This is a genomic window from Leifsonia poae (genome assembly GCF_050632865.1).
GTDB classification, from domain to species: Bacteria; Actinomycetota; Actinomycetes; order Actinomycetales; family Microbacteriaceae; genus Leifsonia; species Leifsonia poae_B.
The window spans coordinates 208,717-227,213 of sequence record NZ_JBODSA010000003.1 but is presented as its reverse complement, the minus strand read 5'-3'; the positions used below and the strand labels follow the sequence as shown (position 1 = coordinate 227,213).

Here is an 18,497-nt window from a genome sequence, read left to right as displayed (position 1 = left end):
TGCCGATGGGGCGGCGCTAGAGCGTCACAGAGCGGTCGGGCCTCCCCGCAGAGCCGTCGGCGGAGCACAATGAGCTCGATCGTGCCGCCGTCCGACGCAGAGGAGCAGGTCATGTCACAGGCAGCCGCCACTTCTTCCCCCAGCCCTCTCCGCCGTCGATCGCGCGAGGCGCTGACCGCCCTGGCCCTGCAGTACCTGCTCGGGATGGCCGCCAACCTGATCGGCGAGCCCGACGGCGGCTTCGCCCTCGTCTTCGACTGGATCGTCATCATCCTGCATACGCTGGTCGCCATCGGCCTGGTGGTCATCGCCATACGGCTGCTGCTGGCGGCCCGACGGGAGCAGGTCGGTCAGCGGCTGGCGGTGTGGGGGCTCGTGGTGATCGTCGTCACCTTCGTCGCCGGCGTCATCACGATCAGCGCCGGCAGCGATTGGGCGTCGTACGTCATGGCCACCGGCTTCCTGGTGGCGGCGGCGCTGTACGGGGGGACGTTCATCGCGTCGTACCGGGCGAAGGCGGCTGGGGTGTAGTCGCGACCGGACGTGCGAGGTCAGGCGACCTCGGCGATGTCCGCAGCGCGGCACGACGCTACGTCGCGACGACGGAGCAATCGTCGTAGACGATCGAGCCGGTCGTCGACGTCTGGTTCGTCGAGTAGATCTGCGGCACCATCCGCTCGCCGGAGCGCTGAGCCGTGCCCGCCCACGTGACCTTGGTCCAGGTGTTCGCAGGGAGTGAGGCGATGCTTGTCAGGGGGAGATGGATGTCGCTGCCGAAATTCTGCGTGTACTCGAGGAATCTGGCTTGGATGTTGAGGCCGCCGGCGCTCGGGCGCACCCAGCACGAGGCCGTATAGACCTTCCCTGCGACGGAGTTCGCGACGACGGTGTTCTGGGTCAGCCCGACCAGCCCGGCCGATGCACTCGGTGCGGTGACGCGCAGGGCCGCCGCACCGCCATGGACCGGTGCCGCGACGGTCGCGAGCGTCCCGGTGACGAAGGCCTTCCAGCCTCCGCGCCCGCCTCGAAGCCGGGGTCGGGAAGGAGCTGGGCGGGCGGCGGTGGCGGAGGTGTCGTGGAGGCGACCGGGCTCACCGTCACGTCCGCCTGCGCGCCGTAGCCGGCCGCGTTGATAGCCCGAACGGTGTACGAGTAGTGGAACCCGTTTCGCAGCCCCGCCACCGTGGCGCTGCGCGCCGTGCTCGGGACCAGTGAGGCCGCGCCGGTGTTGCCGTTGCGGATCTCGTACTGGGTGACGGGGAGATTGCCGTCGCTCGCCGGGGGCGAGAAGGAGATCACGCCCCCACCATCGGTGGAGATCGCGGACACGGCGGTGGGTGGGCTCGGCACCGTGTACGGCGTCTGCGGCACGCCGACCGTGAATGTCGATGTGGCGGGCGCGCTGACGTTGCCGCTGCCGTCGACCGCCCACACCGCCGCCGTGTACTGACCGGCGGTCAGGGTCGGCGATGTGGCCGAGGTGGCCGTCCCGTCGGACAGGGCGACACCGCTGAGGACGCCGACGGTGGACGCGCCGCCCGGCGAGACTCGTGCGATGGTGTGGGTGACGTCGGAGGAGGGGGACGGCTTCCAGCTGATCGCCGGCGCCGATCCGGCGCCGACAGTCACCCCGCTGGGTGCCGCCGGAGATACGGCGTCCGAGCGCAGCTGCCAGAGCAGGGTCCCGGTCATCGGGTTGGAGTTCACGAGTCCGGCGCAGCGCTCGGAGAACGTGATCTTCGCCATCTCGACCAGGCCCAGGGCGTCGACGATCAGGTTCTCGACGTCGATCGTGCCGGTCATCGGCGCGCCGCACGTATGACTGTCCAGCGTCACCTGGAACCCGTACTGGCTGGTGGGGACGGGACCGTCCCACGGTGCGGTGGTGTGGACGCCCGCCGTGATCGGGGGGCCGTTGTTCGCCGGGCCTCCACCCGGGGGCGTGATCACGACCTGCGCGTTCTTGGACGCGTCGGTGGTGGTGGCGGTCCAGGCGTATCCACCGAAGATGGTGGATTCCGCGATGATGTACGGCCCGTTCGCGTACGTGTTCGTGGCCCCGAGATCCAACGGATCGGTACCCGACGTGGTGATCGACGATGTCCCGATGGCGGCCGCGCCGGTCAGCGCCACCGTCTGAGTCGATCCTCCGATGGGGATGCGCAGTGCGGCGGTCCGCGGTCCGGCCTTCTTGGGGAAGAATCCGACCTTGAAGGAGCAGGTCGCTCCCGCCGCAAGTGAGCTGCCGCAGGTGCTGCCGGTGGCGGTGAAGTCGGCGGCGCCCGATCCCGAGAACGTGGGGGCGCCGAGGGAGACCGCGGACGAGGTGGTGTTGTGCAGCCACTCCGCCTGCTGGGCGGGAACGCTCGAGAAGCCGATGGGGGTCGCGGGGAACGCGAGGGTCCGCGCTCCCAGGTCGACGCCCTCGGACTGCGGTTCGTTCAGGCTGAGCTCGCCGATGCCGTGCAGCACCAGGTCGAAGGTGGAGAGCTGGCCGATGCTGTCCCACTTCAGGTCCCGGATGTCGAGCTCCCCGGTGAACCCGGTCGTCACACTGCCGGCGTCGAGGCGCACCTGCGGCTGGGTGCTGTCCGATTGGTTGCCGTTGATGACGGCGTAGTCGCCCATTCGCAGCGGCTGACCCGGTGGTGGGGTCACCGTCACGACCGCGTCCCCCGTTCCGGCCGATATGCCTCGAGACAGGGTGGCGTAGGTGACCTTGGCCGTCCCGTTGTCGCCGAACTGGTAGGCGGGCTGGGAGGCCTGGTCGACGCCGAGCTTCAGCGAGACGATCGGTGGCACGGTCCCGGCCTGCGCGCTCGTGCCGATCACGGCGGTCGCTGTCAATGCGAGCGTCCCTGCCATCGCCACGATCGCCGCCGTGTGCAGCATCTTCCGCATCCTGCCCCCGATCATGCGCCCGGGCGCGGATGTGACCGGGCGGTCGGAACGCTACGCCGGGAACCACCCGCGCACAATAGTTATGAGCGAAACTCACCAACGCGAAATGTTGTCGACGCCGCGGTCGACCCCTTCCACCCGCCGGAGGGCTGCTGCTATGGTCGCCCGCAATCCGGCAAAGGCGCTGAGGACGCGACTGTCGATCCCCCGAGGAGTCGAACGTGAACATCCGGATGCATCACCGAGCCGCTGCGGCTGTGGCCGTGGCACTCGTCGGCAGCGCCTTCATCGTCGGTGTCCCCACGGCGGCTGCAGCGGCACCCTGCCGTACCAGGATCCGGGCAACAGCGTCGCGACGCGGGTCGCCGACCTCCTGGGCCGGATGACGCTCGACGAGAAGATCGGCCAGATGACGCTCATCGAGCGCCGCTGGCTGTCGGATGACGGACTCGCGAGCGGCATGATCGGCGCCGGGTTCTCGGCCGGCACCTCCGCGCCCGCGAGCAACACCGTGGCCGGCTGGGAGGACATGTACGACGGCTACCAGAGGGCCGCCCTGCGCAACCGGCTCGGCATCCCGATGCTGTACGCGATGGACGCCGTGCACGGCGCAGGGAACGTGCACGGCGCGACCATCTTCCCGCACAACATCGGCCTCGGAGCGACGCACGACCCGGCGCTCGTCCAGCGGATCGGTCACGCCGTCGCGCAGGAGGTGAGCGCGCTCGGCATCGACATGAATTTCGCGCCGACGGTGGCCGTCGTCCGCAACGACCGGTGGGGGCGCACGTACGAGTCGTTCGGCGAGGATTCGGCCCTCGTCTCCTCGATGACCACCATGGTGACGGGCGAGCAGGGCTCGTCGCTGTCGGCACCGGACTCGATCCTGGCGTTGACCAAGCACTTCGTCGGCGACGGCGGGACGACCGGCGGCGTCGACCGCGGGGACACGCAGCTGAGCGAGGCGCAGTTGCGCGCCATCCATCTGCCGCCCTTCCAGGAGGCGGTGCGCCGCGGGGTGTCCGCCGTGATGGTGAGCTATTCGAGCTGGAACGGCGCGCGGCTGCACGGCGACAAGTACCTTCTGACCGATGTGCTGAAGAAGGAGCTGGGCTTCTCGGGCATCCTCGTCTCCGACTACGGCGGTGTGGACTACCTGGATGGCGACAAGAGCACCCTGTCCGCCTACGACGTCCGCACGGCGGTGAACGCGGGCATCGACCTCGTCATGGTGCCGGACGAGTATTCGCAGTTCCACGCCGAGCTCGTGGCCGAGGTGCACGCCGGCCGCGTCTCGCGGGCCCGTATCGATGACGCCGTCTCGCGGATCCTGACCAAGAAGTTCCAGAAGGGACTGTTCGAGCATCCGTTCGCCGATCGATCTCTCGCGGGCCAGGTCGGGTCGGCGGCGCATCGCGCGCTCGCGCGGCAGGCGGTCGCCGAGTCGACGGTCGTCCTGAAGAACGACCGGGGACTCCTGCCGTTGCCCCGCAGCGCGAGCAAGGTCTTCGTCGCGGGAAGCGGCGCGAACGACATCGGGCAGCAGTCCGGTGGATGGACGATGGGATGGCAGGGGTCCCTCGGCCCGATCGAGCCGGGGACGACGATCCTCGGCGGCATCCGGGCCGCCGTGGCCCCGGGCACGACGGTGACGTACTCGCCGGACGGGTCCGGCATCGACGACAGCTATCACGATGCCGTCGTCGTGGTCGGCGAGAGACCGTACGCCGAGTACAAGGGCGACGACCGCGGCGACATGCGGCTGAGCGCGTCCGATCAGGCGTTGATCGACCGCGTCACGGCGTCGGGCGTGCCCGTCACGCTCGTGCTGCTGAGCGGACGCCCCCTCGACATCGACGAGAAGATCGGCTCCGTCCGGGCCGCCGTCGCGGCATGGCTTCCCGGCACCGAAGGCGCCGGCGTCGCGGACGTGCTGTACGGCGGCGCCCCGGCGACCGGCACGCTGCCCGTCACGTGGATGCACGATGCCGGCCAGGAGCCGATCAACGCGGGCGACGGGAAGAACGCCCTCTTCTCGGCCGGTTACGGACTCCATCCCGCAACGGGACAGTCGGCGTACGACACCATCGGAGCCGTCTACTACGACGACCAGCGCGGGACCACGACGGAGAACTGCACCGACACCGCGTGCGGGCGCGCACTCGCCCACCTCGCCGACGGCGACTTCGCGGGTTGGTTCGACGTGGACTTCGGGGCCGCGGCGGCGAAGTCCGTCTCGGTCCGGCTCGCGTCGGGCGCGATCGCCACGGGAACGATCGAGGTGCGCACGGGCTCGCCCGCAGGTCCGGTGCTCGCCCGGATCCCGGTCTCGTCGACAGGGGGATGGCAGAGCTGGGTGACGAAGACCGCGCGGTTGTCCCTTGCGCCGACGGGCAAGAGCCGCGTGTACCTGCGGTTCGTGGGCGCCGGGACCGCCGCTGCGGATGAGTTCGTCAATGTCAACTGGTTGGTGTTCTCCCACTGAGTGAACTGTCGTCACACCGTCGGAACGGTTCCGCCGTCGATCACGACCTCGGCGCCCACGATGGCCGACGCCCGGTCGGAGGCCAGGAAGCCGACGAGGTCGCCGATCTCCTCCGTCTCCGCGAACCGGCCGAGGGGCACGCCTCCGAGCGATTCCATCACCCGCTGCGCGGCGGCCTCGCGGCTGATCCCGTTGGCCTCGGCGATCCGGTCGTAGAGCGCCAGCGCTCCATCGGTCTTGATGCCGCCGGGGCTGATGGCGTTGACGCGCACGCCCTTCGGCGCGACTTCGGTGGCGAGACCCTTGCTGTACGTGCGGAGCGCCGCCTTCGCGGCCGCATAGGGGAGCGTCGACTCCCACTGGGGAAGTTGGCGCTGGATCGAGGTGACGTGCAGCACGACTCCCGAGCCCCTGGCGATCATTCCGGGGATCAGTGCGCGGTCGAGGCGCACGGCGCCGAGGAGGTTGAGCTGCAGTTCGGCGATCCACTGGTCGTCCGAAGCGGCCGCGAAGCCGCCCGCTGGTGTCGATGATCCGCCGACCACGTGCACGATGATGTCGGCGCCACCCGCCCTCTTCATCGCGGCGGCGACGAGGTCGGTGCCCTCCTCCGTGGAGGTGTCCGCGGCGATGAATCGGTCGGGATGTTCGTACCCCTCGGGCATCGACCGCGCCGAGACGTAGACATCCGCGCCGAGCTCGCGCAGCCGCTCGACGGCGGCAGCGCCCGCGCCCTTCGTTCCTCCTGTGACCAACGCCCGACGACCATCCAGGCGATCGCGGTCCCTGTGCGACATGGCTGCACTTCCCATCATCCGAAATTACTGTCCAATGGGACAGTAACATAAATGCTGTCCTTCAGGACACGAATGGGAAGGGTGATCACGATTTCGGCGGGAGCAGCCCTCTTTCCAGCTGACGACCGGCCGACTCGATCGCGTCGGTCACGAAGCGCTCGGTGAGTTCGGTGTACTGGCGTATGTCGGCGGGGGACCACCCGTCCAGCACCTCGGAGATCATGCGATCACCGAGGGCATAGACGCCGCGGGCGGCCTCCTCGCCCTCCTCGGTGAGGGTGATCAGCGTCGCGCGACGGTCGGCAGGATCGGTCGTCCGCGCGACGAGCCCGTCACCCTCGAGTCGGCGCACGATCTTGCTGACATGCGACGCGCCGGTGCCCAGCACCTCCGAGAGGGCGGTCGGACGCATGGGGCCCCACGCGAGAAGGTGGCGAAGAGCGGCATGGGACTGTTGGTCGATGGTCTCGCCGCTCTTAGCCAGGATCTCCCCCTGGATGGCTGGCGAGTCCCACAGGAGGATCAGTGCGCTCAGGTTCGCGAGCAGTGTCGAGCGATACGGGAAGTCGCTGGGCTGCAGCGAACGTCGACTGTCGGCCTTCGAGCTGTCGTTCACGTCGTCAGTCTAGTGTCCCACGGGACAGTTACTACTGTCCTATACGACAGTAGTGTGATACTGTCCCGGTGGACAGCAAATCGCGAACGAGGGAGAAGATCATGACCAGCGAGCTGAAGAACGACGAACTGCCGGCCGCGGTGCACGGCTTCGTCGACGGGTGGCAGGCCGGCGATGCGGACGGGGTCGCGGCGCTGTTCGCCGAGAACGCGGTCGCCTCAGACCAGGGCGAGACCTTCCACGGCCTCGCCGAGATCCGCAGGTGGATCGACGACTCGATCCACCTGTTCACGACGACCGTGACCTTCCTCGGGGCGCGCGAGGCCGACGGGATGGTGGGAGCGTCGTACCGGCTCGAGGGCGACTTCCCCGGTGGAGTCGTCGAGCTCGAGTACCAGTTCCGCCTCGACGAGGAGGGGCGGATCGTCCAGCTGGATTTCGCGGACGCAGCCGATTAGTCTCCGGCGCCGCGTCCCCCTTGTCGGGGAACCCGGTCGATTCGCGCCCCACGATACGGAAGTCGGGCCGCACCGTGCGGGGCGGCTGCCGCTCGCCCTTCTCGTTGATGCGCTCGATCAGCAGGTCGACGGCGAGCCGAGCGATCTCCATTCGGCCCGGGTCGACCGTGGACATCGACGGCAGCGAGTACTGCGATTCATCGATGTTGTCGAAGCCGATGACCGCGACGTCGTCGGGAATGTGCACCCCCGCCTCTCCCAGCGCGCGGAGGACGCCGAGGCCCAGCGTGTCGTTGAGCGCGAAGACAGCGTCGAAGTCCACACGGTCGGCGAGCAGCGCCCTCGTGGCGGCGGCGCCGGACTGCCGGGTCCAGCCCTCGACGCGGCGGACGAGCAGAGGTTCGAACGGGATCCCGGCGCGCTCGAGGGCCTGGCGGTAGCCCTGGAGCCGGAGGTTGGCCGAGCTAGCGACATCGGGCCGCTCGTCGACCTCGCCGACGACGGCGATCCGACGCCGACCGATCCCGAGCAGATGCTCGACGGCCGCCTCGGCGGACGAGCTGTTGTGCATGGTGACGTGATCGGTCGGGCCGCCGAAGATCCGCTCGCCGAGGAGGACCAGCGGGAAGTCGACGTCGAGCAGCGCGACGTCGTCTTGGCCGAGGCTCACCGGGCTGAACAGCATCCCGTCGATGAAGCGCAGCCGTCCCCCAGTGAGCGACTGGATCTCGGTCTCGCGAGCCTCGTTGGTCTGCTCGACGACCACACCGAGCCCGCGCTCCTGCGCGGCCTGGATGACCGCGTCCGCGAGCTCGGCGAAGTAGTTCTCTCGGAGCTTCGGCACGCTCAGCCCGATCACACCCGTCCTGCCCGATCGAAGCCCGCGCGCCGACAGATTCGGGCGATAGCCGAGCTCGGCGATCGCGGCCTGGACCTTCGCGCGCGTCAAGGGGCGGACGTACGGATAGTCGTTGATCACGTTGGAAACGGTCTTGGTCGACACGCCAGCGGCCCGGGCGACGTCGTGCAGGGTGGTTGTCATTGACGCTCCTTCGCGAGGCCCACTCACAGTACCGAAAACTGCTTGACACACATGCGCTCAGTAGCCATAGTCGTATTTACAACGTGGAAATGCAACGTTGTAAATAGCGATTCCGCACCCGCTGGAAAGCGGATGCGTTGCCGTCGATGTCGACGACATGCCGTTTTCGCGGCATTGCGGTGCACCAACAACGAGGTTCAGCATCCGAAGGGAATCGAGCAGTGAACAGAAGAAGAGTGATCGCCGTCATGGCGAGTCTCGTGGTCGCGGGAGTACTGGCCGGGTGTACCGGCGGCGGTGGGGGTACGAGCACCAATGGTGCCAACGCGAACACGTCCAACTGCACGAACAAGATCGTGAAGAAGGACGCCCCGGTCGTCACGCTCTGGGCGTGGTACCCGAACACGCAGAAGGTCGTCGACAACTTCAACAACGCCCACGACGACGTCCAGGTCTGCTGGACGAACGCCGGCGCCGGTGGCGCGGAGTACGACAAGTTCCAGACCGCCGTCAGCGCGGGCAAGGGCGCTCCGGACGTCGTCATGCTCGAGGCCGACCGCATCCCGACCTTCCAGGTGCAGGACGCGCTCGTCGACCTGAAGGGACTCGGCTACAGCGACGTGAAGGACAACTTCAGCGACGGAGCGTGGAAGGACGTGTCCGTCGGAGGCGGGGTCTACGGCGCTCCGATCGACGGCGGCCCGATGGGCATGATCTACCGCACGGACGTCTTCCAGAAGTACGGCATCACGACGCCCCCGAAGACCTGGGACGAGTACGCCGCGGCGGCTCAGAAGGTGAAGGATGCCGGCGGTCCACTGTTCGGCGACTTCCCGGCGAACCAGCCCGCCTACGTGACCGCCCTGCTGTACAACAACGGGGCCACTCCGTTCACGTACAACACGTCCAACAAGGGCACGATCGGCATCAAGCTGAACGATGACAAGTCCAAGCAGGTGCTCGACTACTGGGCCGGGCTCGTCTCGAAGGGGCTGGTCGGCAAGCAGGACCAATTCACCCCGGAGTACATCTCGGGCGTGATCGGCGGCAAGTACGCCACCTACCTGTCCGCCGCGTGGGCGCCCGGCTACCTGCAGGGCGCCGGTGTCGGCAAGGGCGCGGACGCGGGCGTCTGGGCGACTGCTCCGCTGCCGCAGTGGGACCCGAGCAACCCGATCTCGGTGAACTGGGGAGGCTCGGCGTTCTCGGTCACCAAGCAGGCCAAGGATCCCAAGCTCGCCGCCAAGGTCGCGTTCGGCGTCTACGCCGACGACGCGTCGCTCAAGGACGGGTGGGAGAACCAGATCATCTTCCCGCTCAACCTCAGCGTGCTGAAGGACCCCGCGTTCGTGAACGCCGAGGTGAAGTTCTTCAACGGGCAGCAGGCGAACAAGGAGGTCTACGTCCCGGCGGCCAACGCCTACAAGGGCATGGTGTACACCCCGATCGGGCAGTACTACTACTCCGCGTTCACCAAGCAGATCGCCGCGATCAACGACGGCTCCAAGTCGGGCTCGCAGGCAGCCGATGCGCTGCAGGCCGACGTCGTCAAGTACGCGAAGGAACAAGGGTTCACCGTCAAGTGACCCGACGTGGAGGGTCGGCCCGCCGAGGGCCGGCCCTCCACGATCCCTTCCCGATCCGGAGGAATCATGACCGCAGCAACCGCAGACAGCGTCGAAGCCCGCGACGACACCGCCAAGCCACCGGGACGTCGCCGCACCATCACCGCCCGAAGGAATTCCATCGGCTGGCTCTTCGTGGGACCGTTCGCGGTCATCTTCCTCGGCCTCCTGGTGCTGCCGATCGGCTACGCGCTCTACCTGAGCCTGTTCCAGAAGTCGCTCATCGGCGGGACGAGGTTCGTCGGCTTCGAGAACTACCTCAAAGCGTTCAGCGACCCGTCGTTCCTGAGCGGGGTCCAGTTCGTCATCACGTTCTCGCTCGTCCTCATCCCGCTGCAGATGGCGGTCTCGCTCGCCATCGCCCTCATGCTCGACATCGTCGTCAGCCGGTTCGCGCGGTTCTCACGGCTCATGATCTTCCTGCCGTATGCGATCCCCACGGTCATCGGCGCGTTGATGTGGGGGTTCCTGTACAGCGAGAACTTCGGACCGCTCGCGGACATCTTCGGGGCCTTCGGCAAGCCGGCTCCGGACTTCCTCAGCACGAGCCTGATCTTCTACGGACTGCTCAACGTCGTGACCTGGCAGTGGGCCGGCTACTACATGATCATCATCTACGCCGCACTGCAGGGCATCGACCCGACGCTCTATGAGGCGGCACGGATCGACGGCGCGTCGCAATGGCAGATCATCTTCCGGATCAAGATCCCCCTGGTCGCACCCGCCCTCGTGCTGATCCTCGTCTTCGCTCTCATCGGCACCCTCCAGTTCTTCAACGAACCGAAGATCCTGCAACCGCTCGCGGCCGGTGCCATCCCGAACGACTTCACGCCGAACATGTACGCGTACCAGCAGGCGTTCTCGCTCGCGAACTCGAACTACGGTTCGGCGATCTCGTTCGCGCTCGGGGCCGTCGTGTTCATCTGCGTCTACATCTTCATGTTCGCGACCCGCAAGAGGGGAAACATCCTGTCATGACCACCACGAACATGGAGCGCAAGCGCGCGACGCGGACACCGGGAGGCGTCCCCATCCAGATCGTGCTCGGTGTGCTCGTCGTCTACTTCCTCATCCCCTTCTGGTGGGTCGTCGTCAACAGCTCCAAGAGCACGGCCGAGCTCTTCGGCGGAGGTCCGGCGCTCTGGTTCGGCTCGAACATCGACTACCTCGGCAACCTGGTCGCCCTCTTCACCTATGACGGCGGCATCTACGGGCGCTGGCTGGCGAACTCGGCCCTCTACGCCGTGGTCGGCGGAGTCGGCGCGACCGCGCTCTGCGTGCTCGCCGGCTACGGCTTCGCCAAGTACCGGTTCGCCGGGCGCCGTGCGTCGTTCTCGATCCTGCTCGGCGCGGTGATGGTGCCGATGACCGCGCTGGTGATCCCGACCTTCGTGCTGTTCTCGGTCGCCGGGCTGACCAACACCATCTGGGCCGTCATCATCCCGAGCCTCCTGAATCCGTTCGGGGTCTATCTCATGGCCGTGTACACCAGGGACGCCGTTCCGGATGAGCTGCTGGACGCCGCGCGCGTCGACGGCGCAGGGGAGTTCCGGGCCTTCTTCCGGGTGGCGCTGCCGCTCCTGCGTCCCGCGATCGTCACGGTGCTGCTGCTGTCGGTGGTCGCCTGCTGGAACAACTACTTCCTCCCGCTCGCAATGCTCTCCGACAACCGCCTCTTCCCGGTGACGGTCGGCATCGGCCTGTGGCAGTCCACGGCATCCACCTACGGCGCGGCCGGCGGGACGAGCCTGTGGAGCATCATCGTCCTCGGATCGCTCGTCTCGGTGATCCCGCTCATCATCGCCTTCCTGACCCTCCAGCGATACTGGCGAGGGGGCTGGCCATCGGCAGCCTGAAGTGACCCGCCACCCGCGATCCGTTCAGCCGCATCGACCCCTCGAGGAACCGTGACTTCAGCACATCTCACCATCGACCCGCATTTCGTGGTCGGTCCGATCAACCGTCGACTCTTCGGCTCGTTCGTGGAACACCTCGGGCGGTGCGTCTACGACGGCATCTACGAGCCCGGTCATCCGGATGCCGATCAGGACGGCTTCCGCAACGACGTCGCCGCGCTCGTGCGGGAGCTCGGAGTGACCACCGTGCGCTACCCCGGCGGCAATTTCGTCTCCGACTACCGGTGGGAGGACGGGGTCGGGCCGGTGGACCAGCGTCCGCGACGGCTGGACCTCGCCTGGCACTCGACCGAGACCAACGAGGTCGGACTCGACGAGTTCGCGCGCTGGCTGCGCAAGGTCGACGGCGAGCTCATGTACGCCGTGAACCTCGGCACGCGCGGCATCGAGAACGCCCTCGACGTGCTGGAGTACGCCAACCACCGCGGCGGCACGGAACTGTCGGACCGCCGGATCGCGAACGGTTCACCCGAGCCGCACGACATCCGCATGTGGTGTCTCGGCAACGAGATGGACGGGCCGTGGCAGGTGGGCCACGGGACGCCGCGCGAGTATGGGCGGCTCGCGGTGAAGACCGCGCGGGCGATGCGGCAGTACGACCCGACGCTGGAGCTCGTGGTCTGCGGCAGCTCCGGCGCGGGGATGCCGCTCTTCGGCAAGTGGGAGCGAATCGTGCTTGAGGAGACCTACGACGAGGTCGACTTCATCTCGTGCCACGCCTACTACGAGCCCGTCGGCGGCGACCTGGAGAGCTTCCTCGCCTCCGCCGTCGACATGGACCGCTTCATCGACTCGGTCGTCGCCACCGCCGATCATGTGAAAGCCGCGCGCCGCAGCGACAAGACGATCAACATCTCCTTCGACGAATGGAACGTCTGGTACCAATCCCGGTACGCGGAGGTGGACCGGATCACCGACATCGACGACTGGCCGGTCGCCCCACGGATCCTCGAGGACACCTACTCGGTCCTGGACGCCGTCGTCTTCGGCAACCTCCTCATCTCGCTCGTGCGGCACGCCGACCGGGTGACCGCCGCGAGCCTGGCCCAGCTGGTGAACGTCATCGCGCCGATCATGACCGAGCCCGGGGGAGCCGCCTGGCGGCAGACGACGTTCTTCCCGTTCGCCGTGATGTCGCGTCTCGCGCGCGGCTCCACACTGGAACTCAAGCTCGACTGCCCCACGTATCAGACGGAGCGCTACGGCGAGGTGCCGGTGGTGGATGCGGTGGCGACGCACGATCCGGAGACCGGCGACACGGCCGTCTTTCTGGTCAACCGCAGCATGACCGACACCGTCGAGGTCGGCATCGACACCAGCCTGCTCGGCGACGTCTCGGTCGACGGGATCCAGAGCCTCCACGACGACGACATCCACGCGGCCAACACGCTGGCGGACCCCGAGCGGGTGGGCCTGAAGCCCAACGACAGCGCCCGCGTGCTCGAGAACGAAGTGCGCGTCTCGCTTCCGCCGGTCTCCTGGACGGCGCTTACGCTGCGCTGAGGTCAGGCCGGCGGTTGCAGGGTGGCGCCGAGGCCGACGAGCGCACCGTAGAGATCGGGCACACCCCACCACTCGACGGCCAGGCCGTTCTCGAAGCGGAGGATGTGCATCGCGGCGAAGGTCACCGAGCGGCCGGTCGCCGGCAGCCCGGCGAACGATCCGGTGTGCGTTCCGGACCAGGTGACCCGTCCGGCGAGCTCATCGCCCTCGACGACCGTGTTCTCGACCACGCACGTCAAGCCCGACAGGCTCGAGTGCATCCCGTGCATCCACTCGATGATCCCGGCGGCTCCGGGCGGCTGGCCGGGCAGTGCGCCGTGGTCCCGGATGCTCGGGCTGATGCATGCGGCCAGGGCGTCCGGATCGTCGGCTTCGATCGCCGTGATCAGGCGTGAATAGGCCTGACGCAGGGTGGCCGCACTGTCCATGGCCTCTCCTCGATGAGCGCGTGTTGTTGAATCCAGGTTGACCGCTCCGCGGCCGGAGGAAAAGCCTCGATGGGGCGGCTCACGCTCGGGTGAGGAACGCGAGTTCCACGATCCACCGGGTCTTGCGCTTCTCCGTGCGCGGATCGGTCCGGTAGATCTCGCAGCGGGAGGCGAAGGCCTCACCGCGCGGGTGCGGCTGCGTGTCCAGCCGGAGCCCCTGCTCCTCGATCCATCGGTGCAGGGCCCGGTTCGCCGCGAGGGACCGTGCGCGGTAGGCCAGGACCGCATAGTCGCCCGCGGGGATCGAGCCGGAGACGACCCGATCGTCGACGACGTCGGACTCGGCCACGACCCCGACCTCGATGTCCATCAGGTCGGACATGTTCACCACGTGGAGTCGCAGGAAGAAGGGCCCTGCGGTCTCCACCCCATGGGTCTCCAGCCAGTTGATCAACTCCGATAGGAGCCGATCCCGGTTCGACAGCATGGTTCTGAACGGCACGGTCTCGCGGATGCCCAGCGTCTTCAGCTCCGGCCGGAACTCCAGCGCCGGGCCGCTGACGATGTCCAGTTCGTCGGTCGCCACCTCGGCATCGTCCCATAGGACGTGGTCACATGGCGCCCGATGTGATGGATCAGAGCACCGCCGCGACCGTCATCGCGGCGACCGCGAACCCGCCGAGTGCGGCCTCCGCCCGATCGAGCCGGCGCGCGCCGGGGCGCAACAGCAGCCGGGCGGAGTAGGCGGCGAACGCCAACGCTGCGGCGGCCAGGACCAGGGGGAGCCAGGCTCCTCCTGGGGTGTGGGCGGCGTGTGCCGGGGTGGCCGCCGCCGTGATCGCACTGTCGGCGTGCCGGTGGGCGGACATGATGACGAGGAGCCCTGCCATCAGCAGGCCCTGCAGGGCGCGATGCAGACCCATGGTCCGATGGGCGTTGCGCGCGGCGCCGTCGATGGGACCGGTCGGGCGCCTCGTCCGGGCCGCCGTCGCGATGGCCAGCGCGACCAGCAGGGCCGCCCACGCGACGGCGGGCAGGAGCGGCGACGGGAGGACCATCGTGTCCGTCATCGCCGCGAGCATGGCCAGCATCCCGAGCCACGCGGTGGCCGATCGCCGGTCGCGGCCGCCGGCGAGGCAGCATGCTCCCAGCGTCGCCGGGAGCATGCTGCCCAGGTGAAGGGCCTCGACCATCAGTGGTGGTGTCCGCCGTGGCCGTCGTGGGAGTCGTGCCCGTGACCGAAGTGGCCGCTGTGGCCGGGTGCGCAGTGGTCCGGTGCCTCTGCCGGGACGTTGAGGGCGGGGTTGCGGCCGAAGAAGCCGTAGGGCTTCAGCGTGAACTTGGCGTAGTCGACGGGCATCACCGGCCAGTCCTCGACCCGGGGGAAGTGCGTGGGTCCGAACGTGTGCCACAGCACGATGTCCTCGCCGTCGAGCGGGCGGTCGGCGGCCATGTAGGCCGGCAGTCCGTCGCCTCCCGGGTTCTGGTTGACGAACTCGCCCGCGGGGTAGCGCTCGTCCGAGGCGTACTGGGTCACCCACACCTGCTTGGTGGTGAAGGCGGCACGCGCGGTGACGGAGGCGGATGGGTCGGCCATCAGGGTCGGATTCTGCTCGGCGTGGAGCACGTAGCCGGTCGGGCGGCCCAGGCGGTTCGTCTTCTCGGTGTTCACGATGTGCCAGGTGCGGCCGACGGAGGCGTCGGCGTCACGCGCGCCGTCGGCCTCGCTGAGGATCCGCGTGGTCCGGCTCGTGAAGGCGTTGCCGTACGGGTTGCCCTCGCCGATGGGGAGGCGCACCGCATCCACCTCCTCGACCGCATTGGCGAGCCCGTCCACCATCATGTCGAGCCGCGCCGAGAACAGGTGCTGGTGGTAGGGCGCGCCGAGTCCCGGCGCGACCTCGCTCGCGGTGGGCGAACCCTCGATGTAGGAGGAGGTGAACAGGATGCCGGTGAGCTTCGCCTCGCACTCGATGGTGCCGTCGAGGTAGAGGTACCAGTAGAAGCCGTAGTCGTAGTTGCCGACGGTGGTGAAGAAGCTGATCACGAGCCGGCGGCTGCGGCGGACCTCGTTCGCGCCGGTGAAGAGGTCGGTGTGCTTCCAGAGCGTCCCGTAGTCCTCCTCGTGCATGCAGATCGCGTTCTCGATGGTGCGCGGCCGGCCGAACTCGTCGGAGAGGACCGCGTCGAAGTAGCGGATCTCGCCGAGGCAGTCGCAGCCGAGGGTGAGGGAGTTGGCGAAGCGTCCGAACAGGTACTCGCCGGTGTCGAAGTAGTTCTGCCAGTAGCGCGTCGGCGACGGGTCGGCGTATGGCACGACCATCTCGGCGATGGACGCGCGGTAGATGACGGGCCGCACGGCACCGTCCTGGTCGGGGTCTGCGAAGGCCAGGTTGCGCAGGATCAGGCCCTCGCGAGCGTCGAATCCGAGCGAGAAGGACCAGTTGGCCCAGCTGACGGTGTCGCCGTCGACCGAGAAGCTGGGGCCCTCCGGCTGGGTGATGGAGATCGGCTTCAGGCTGGTGAGGAGCGCGGGGCGCTCCGACTCCAGCTGGAAGTTGCCCGGCTCCTCCGGGACGGGCAGGGGAGCGGCGTCGACGACCTGGGTGACCTCCTTGGCGATGACGTCGACGTAGGCGCAGAGGCCGTCGACCGGGTGCGCCCACGGGTGGTCGTCGGCGTGGTCCATCCGGAACGCGAAGACGCGGATGATGCGCCGGCCCTCCTCGCCGGCGATCGGATAGGAGCCCGGGGAGAGCGGTGCGTAGACGACGCGCTCGGGGTCGAGGCCCCGGGCCGCAAGCGCGGCGAGCCAGCCGGCATCGGCTTCGAGGATCCCGCCGATCGCCTCGAACTCCTCCTCGAGGATCGGCACCTGCCCGCGGGAGCCGTCGATGGGGACGAGGGTGACCACGTCGTCCTTCGTGAGCGAGACGGTCGCATCCCAGCTGGCGCCGGTGGACACGTCGAGCAGCAGAGCGCGCGCCTCCCGGTCGGGGACGGGACCGCCGTCGAGCGCGGCGAGCACGTCGGCCTTGTCCGGCTCGAGCAGTCCGACGTAGACGAAGCGCGTGGCCTGGGAGACGAGGCCGGCGATGCCGAGGATGCGGGTGACGTCCTCGATCTCGGCCGCGGTGAGGCTGGACAGCACACCCGCGGGCGTGCCGGGGCCGGAGGACAGGGTGAGGGGCAGTTCGGTTGTCATTGCGGGGTCTCCTAGGCGCTGATGGTGTCGATGATGTTCTCGTACGCGGCGCGGTTGCGGCGTCGGAGGATGGCGGCCTGCACGATCCCGATGACCGGGAAGGCGAGCATGGCCAGGAAGAAGCCGATCGAGAGCGGTCCGACCACGGGCGTGCCCTTCGCGTCGACGTCGCCGATCAGGAGCGGGAAGTTGTCGACGATGATGAGCGTCACGCCGACGAGGCCGAGGAGACCGATGACCGGGGCGATCACCGTCCGCCAGAGTCCGGCGCCGGTCCGCTTGCGGGCGAAGTAGACGATCACCGCGAGGCAGGTCAGGGCCATCAGCACGACGATGGCGAGGGTCGCGATGCCGCTGAACCAGGTGAAGACCTGCAGCACCGGGTCCAGCCGGAACACGGCGAACGCGGCGATCAGCAAGGCGGCCGTGACCGTCTGGACGAGCGACGACACGTACGGAGAGGAGTGACGGCCGTGAACCCGCCCGAGCCGCGCCGGGAAGACGGAGGCGTTGGACATCGAGTGCTGGTAGCGGGTGACGACGTTGTGGAACGACAGCACGCAGGCGAACAGGCTGGTGACCAGCAGGACGTTGACGATGACGCCTCCGACGGTCCCCAGGTAGTGCACCGCGGTGTTGACGATGAATCCGCCGGTGTCCGTGGCGACGACGTCCACGATGTTCGCGGGACCCCAGCCCATGACGAGCGCCCAGGACGTGAAGGTGTAGAAGAGGCCGATCGCGATGACCGCGATGTAGGTCGCGCGCGGGATGGTCTTCTCCGGCTCCTTGGCCTCGTCGCGGAAGATCGCCGTCGACTCGAAGCCGATGAAGCCGGCCAGCGCGAACATGAGGCCGATGCCCGGCGAGCCGGAGAGCACCGTGGCCGGTTCGAACGGCGCGAGCGACAGCCCGGAGGCGCCGCCGGTGGCGATGATGACCAGCGAGAGCACGATGACGATGCCGACCTCGGCGATCAGCAGGACGCCGAGCACCCGGGAGCTCAGCTCGATGTGGCGGTAGCCGAGGATCCCCACCAGGGCGATCATCGCGAGCGAGTACACGTACCAGGGGAGGTCGGGGCCGTGCAGGGCGACGACCGACGACTCCAGGGTCGCGCCGAGGTACCCGTACACGGCGACCTGGACGGTCGTGTACGTCAGGAGCGCGAGGTAGGCGGCGGCGAGGCCGAGCGGGCGTCCCATCCCGTACCCGACGTAGGTGAAGAACGCGCCGGGGCGAGGGATGAACCGGCTCATGGCGCTGAGCCCGACCGAGAAGAACAGCAGGATGACCGCGCCGATCGCGAACATGCTCGGAACGCCGGCGCCGTTCCCGAGCAGCACGGCGACGGGGAAACCGCCGCCGATCACGGTGAGCGGGGCCGCCGCAGCGACCACCATGAACACGATCGAGCCGACGCCGAGCCGGCCGGAGAGCTGGCGCGCCGCGCCCGGCCCCCGGACCGCGGTGGGGGCGCCCAGCAGAGCCTGTGGCTCCTGTGCTGCCGTCATGGGAATC

At 68.4% G+C, this 18,497-nt stretch carries 16 protein-coding genes and 1 pseudogene; 7 read left to right on the top strand and 10 right to left on the bottom strand.

The genetic code is table 11. From position 1 onward, the window contains the following. The first annotated feature begins 111 nt into the window (after positions 1-111). The gene (locus tag ACRAWB_RS11085; protein ID WP_431353379.1) at positions 112-531 is read left to right on the top strand and encodes a hypothetical protein; all 420 of its coding nucleotides are present in this window, start codon (positions 112-114) and stop codon (positions 529-531) included. A gap of 58 nt (positions 532-589) precedes the next feature. Here ACRAWB_RS11085 and ACRAWB_RS11080 read toward each other — a convergent pair whose 3' ends face one another. Both ACRAWB_RS11080 and ACRAWB_RS11075 read right to left on the bottom strand, forming a co-directional pair. Beyond that, positions 590-838, bottom strand: coding sequence for a hypothetical protein (locus tag ACRAWB_RS11080; protein WP_431353378.1), 249 nt, complete (start codon positions 836-838; stop codon positions 590-592). 59 nt (positions 839-897) lie between these two features. Further along, positions 898-2,892 carry a fibronectin type III domain-containing protein gene (locus ACRAWB_RS11075; protein ID WP_431353377.1) on the bottom strand — a complete coding sequence of 665 codons (1,995 nt, stop codon included), beginning with the start codon at positions 2,890-2,892 and terminating at the stop codon, positions 898-900. A gap of 391 nt (positions 2,893-3,283) precedes the next feature. Between ACRAWB_RS11075 and ACRAWB_RS11070 the strand changes: the two genes are divergently transcribed. Next, a complete protein-coding gene (locus ACRAWB_RS11070) occupies positions 3,284-5,386 on the top strand; it encodes a glycoside hydrolase family 3 N-terminal domain-containing protein (RefSeq protein ID WP_431353376.1) in 2,103 nt (700 codons plus the stop codon). A gap of 11 nt (positions 5,387-5,397) precedes the next feature. On the opposite strand, the gene ACRAWB_RS11065 is transcribed toward ACRAWB_RS11070, so the two are convergent. Both ACRAWB_RS11065 and ACRAWB_RS11060 read right to left on the bottom strand, forming a co-directional pair. Beyond that, positions 5,398-6,183 carry an SDR family oxidoreductase gene (locus ACRAWB_RS11065; RefSeq protein ID WP_431353375.1) on the bottom strand — a complete coding sequence of 262 codons (786 nt, stop codon included), beginning with the start codon at positions 6,181-6,183 and terminating at the stop codon, positions 5,398-5,400. Positions 6,184-6,268: 85 nt separating this feature from the next. Further along, positions 6,269-6,799 carry a MarR family winged helix-turn-helix transcriptional regulator gene (locus ACRAWB_RS11060; RefSeq protein WP_431353374.1) on the bottom strand — a complete coding sequence of 177 codons (531 nt, stop codon included), beginning with the start codon at positions 6,797-6,799 and terminating at the stop codon, positions 6,269-6,271. 101 nt (positions 6,800-6,900) lie between these two features. Between ACRAWB_RS11060 and ACRAWB_RS11055 the strand changes: the two are divergent. After that, positions 6,901-7,167: pseudogene (locus ACRAWB_RS11055) on the top strand (nuclear transport factor 2 family protein); the annotation flags it as partial. On the opposite strand, the gene ACRAWB_RS11050 reads toward ACRAWB_RS11055, so the two are convergent. Further along, the gene (locus ACRAWB_RS11050; RefSeq protein WP_431353373.1) at positions 7,088-8,299 is read right to left on the bottom strand and encodes a LacI family DNA-binding transcriptional regulator; all 1,212 of its coding nucleotides are present in this window, start codon (positions 8,297-8,299) and stop codon (positions 7,088-7,090) included. The pseudogene ACRAWB_RS11055 and the gene ACRAWB_RS11050 sit on opposite strands and share 80 nt — an antisense overlap. 221 nt (positions 8,300-8,520) lie before the next feature. Between ACRAWB_RS11050 and ACRAWB_RS11045 the strand changes: the two genes are divergently transcribed. From ACRAWB_RS11045 to ACRAWB_RS11030, 4 genes are all read left to right on the top strand, one after another. Next, positions 8,521-9,885, top strand: a complete 1,365-nt coding sequence (locus ACRAWB_RS11045; RefSeq protein WP_431353372.1) for an ABC transporter substrate-binding protein — start codon at positions 8,521-8,523, stop codon at positions 9,883-9,885. Positions 9,886-9,951: 66 nt separating this feature from the next. Next, positions 9,952-10,902, top strand: coding sequence for a carbohydrate ABC transporter permease (locus tag ACRAWB_RS11040; RefSeq protein ID WP_431353371.1), 951 nt, complete (start codon positions 9,952-9,954; stop codon positions 10,900-10,902). Beyond that, complete coding sequence (locus ACRAWB_RS11035; RefSeq protein WP_431353370.1) at positions 10,899-11,780, top strand: carbohydrate ABC transporter permease; 882 nt, start codon at positions 10,899-10,901, stop codon at positions 11,778-11,780. Before ACRAWB_RS11040 ends, ACRAWB_RS11035 begins: the two co-directional genes overlap by 4 nt. A gap of 51 nt (positions 11,781-11,831) precedes the next feature. Further along, a complete protein-coding gene (locus ACRAWB_RS11030; RefSeq protein WP_431353369.1) occupies positions 11,832-13,343 on the top strand; it encodes an alpha-N-arabinofuranosidase in 1,512 nt (503 codons plus the stop codon). Between the two features lie 2 nt (positions 13,344-13,345). Here ACRAWB_RS11030 and ACRAWB_RS11025 read toward each other — a convergent pair whose 3' ends face one another. The 5 genes from ACRAWB_RS11025 to ACRAWB_RS11005 all read right to left on the bottom strand — a co-directional run bounded on the left by ACRAWB_RS11025 (position 13,346) and on the right by ACRAWB_RS11005 (position 18,490). Further along, a complete protein-coding gene (locus tag ACRAWB_RS11025; RefSeq protein ID WP_431353368.1) occupies positions 13,346-13,771 on the bottom strand; it encodes an ester cyclase in 426 nt (141 codons plus the stop codon). A 79-nt stretch (positions 13,772-13,850) separates the two neighbouring features. Next, entirely contained in the window at positions 13,851-14,357 is a 507-nt protein-coding gene (locus ACRAWB_RS11020; protein ID WP_431353367.1) for a hypothetical protein, read from the bottom strand. Positions 14,358-14,406: 49 nt separating this feature from the next. Beyond that, complete coding sequence (locus ACRAWB_RS11015) at positions 14,407-14,964, bottom strand: hypothetical protein (protein WP_431353366.1); 558 nt, start codon at positions 14,962-14,964, stop codon at positions 14,407-14,409. After that, positions 14,964-16,976 (bottom strand): primary-amine oxidase, encoded by a 2,013-nt coding sequence (locus tag ACRAWB_RS11010; RefSeq protein WP_431353365.1) that lies wholly within the window; start codon positions 16,974-16,976, stop codon positions 14,964-14,966. Before ACRAWB_RS11010 ends, ACRAWB_RS11015 begins: the two co-directional genes overlap by 1 nt. Positions 16,977-16,987: 11 nt before the next feature. Then, positions 16,988-18,490, bottom strand: coding sequence for an APC family permease (locus ACRAWB_RS11005; protein WP_431353364.1), 1,503 nt, complete (start codon positions 18,488-18,490; stop codon positions 16,988-16,990). Between the last annotated feature and the right edge of the window lie 7 nt (positions 18,491-18,497).

Bases quoted from the DNA above. Each gene is read 5' to 3' on its own strand.
- ACRAWB_RS11085 (WP_431353379.1), top strand. From the start codon at position 112: ATGTCACAGGCAGCCGCCACTTCTTCCCCCAGCCCTCTCCGCCGTCGA.
- ACRAWB_RS11075 (WP_431353377.1), bottom strand. From the start codon at position 2,892: ATGCTGCACACGGCGGCGATCGTGGCGATGGCAGGGACGCTCGCATTG.
- ACRAWB_RS11070 (WP_431353376.1), top strand. From the start codon at position 3,284: ATGACGCTCGACGAGAAGATCGGCCAGATGACGCTCATCGAGCGCCGC.
- ACRAWB_RS11065 (WP_431353375.1), bottom strand. From the start codon at position 6,183: ATGTCGCACAGGGACCGCGATCGCCTGGATGGTCGTCGGGCGTTGGTC.
- ACRAWB_RS11050 (WP_431353373.1), bottom strand. From the start codon at position 8,299: ATGACAACCACCCTGCACGACGTCGCCCGGGCCGCTGGCGTGTCGACC.
- ACRAWB_RS11040 (WP_431353371.1), top strand. From the start codon at position 9,952: ATGACCGCAGCAACCGCAGACAGCGTCGAAGCCCGCGACGACACCGCC.
- ACRAWB_RS11035 (WP_431353370.1), top strand. From the start codon at position 10,899: ATGACCACCACGAACATGGAGCGCAAGCGCGCGACGCGGACACCGGGA.
- ACRAWB_RS11025 (WP_431353368.1), bottom strand. From the start codon at position 13,771: ATGGACAGTGCGGCCACCCTGCGTCAGGCCTATTCACGCCTGATCACG.
- ACRAWB_RS11015 (WP_431353366.1), bottom strand. From the start codon at position 14,964: ATGGTCGAGGCCCTTCACCTGGGCAGCATGCTCCCGGCGACGCTGGGA.
- ACRAWB_RS11010 (WP_431353365.1), bottom strand. From the start codon at position 16,976: ATGACAACCGAACTGCCCCTCACCCTGTCCTCCGGCCCCGGCACGCCC.
- ACRAWB_RS11005 (WP_431353364.1), bottom strand. From the start codon at position 18,490: ATGACGGCAGCACAGGAGCCACAGGCTCTGCTGGGCGCCCCCACCGCG.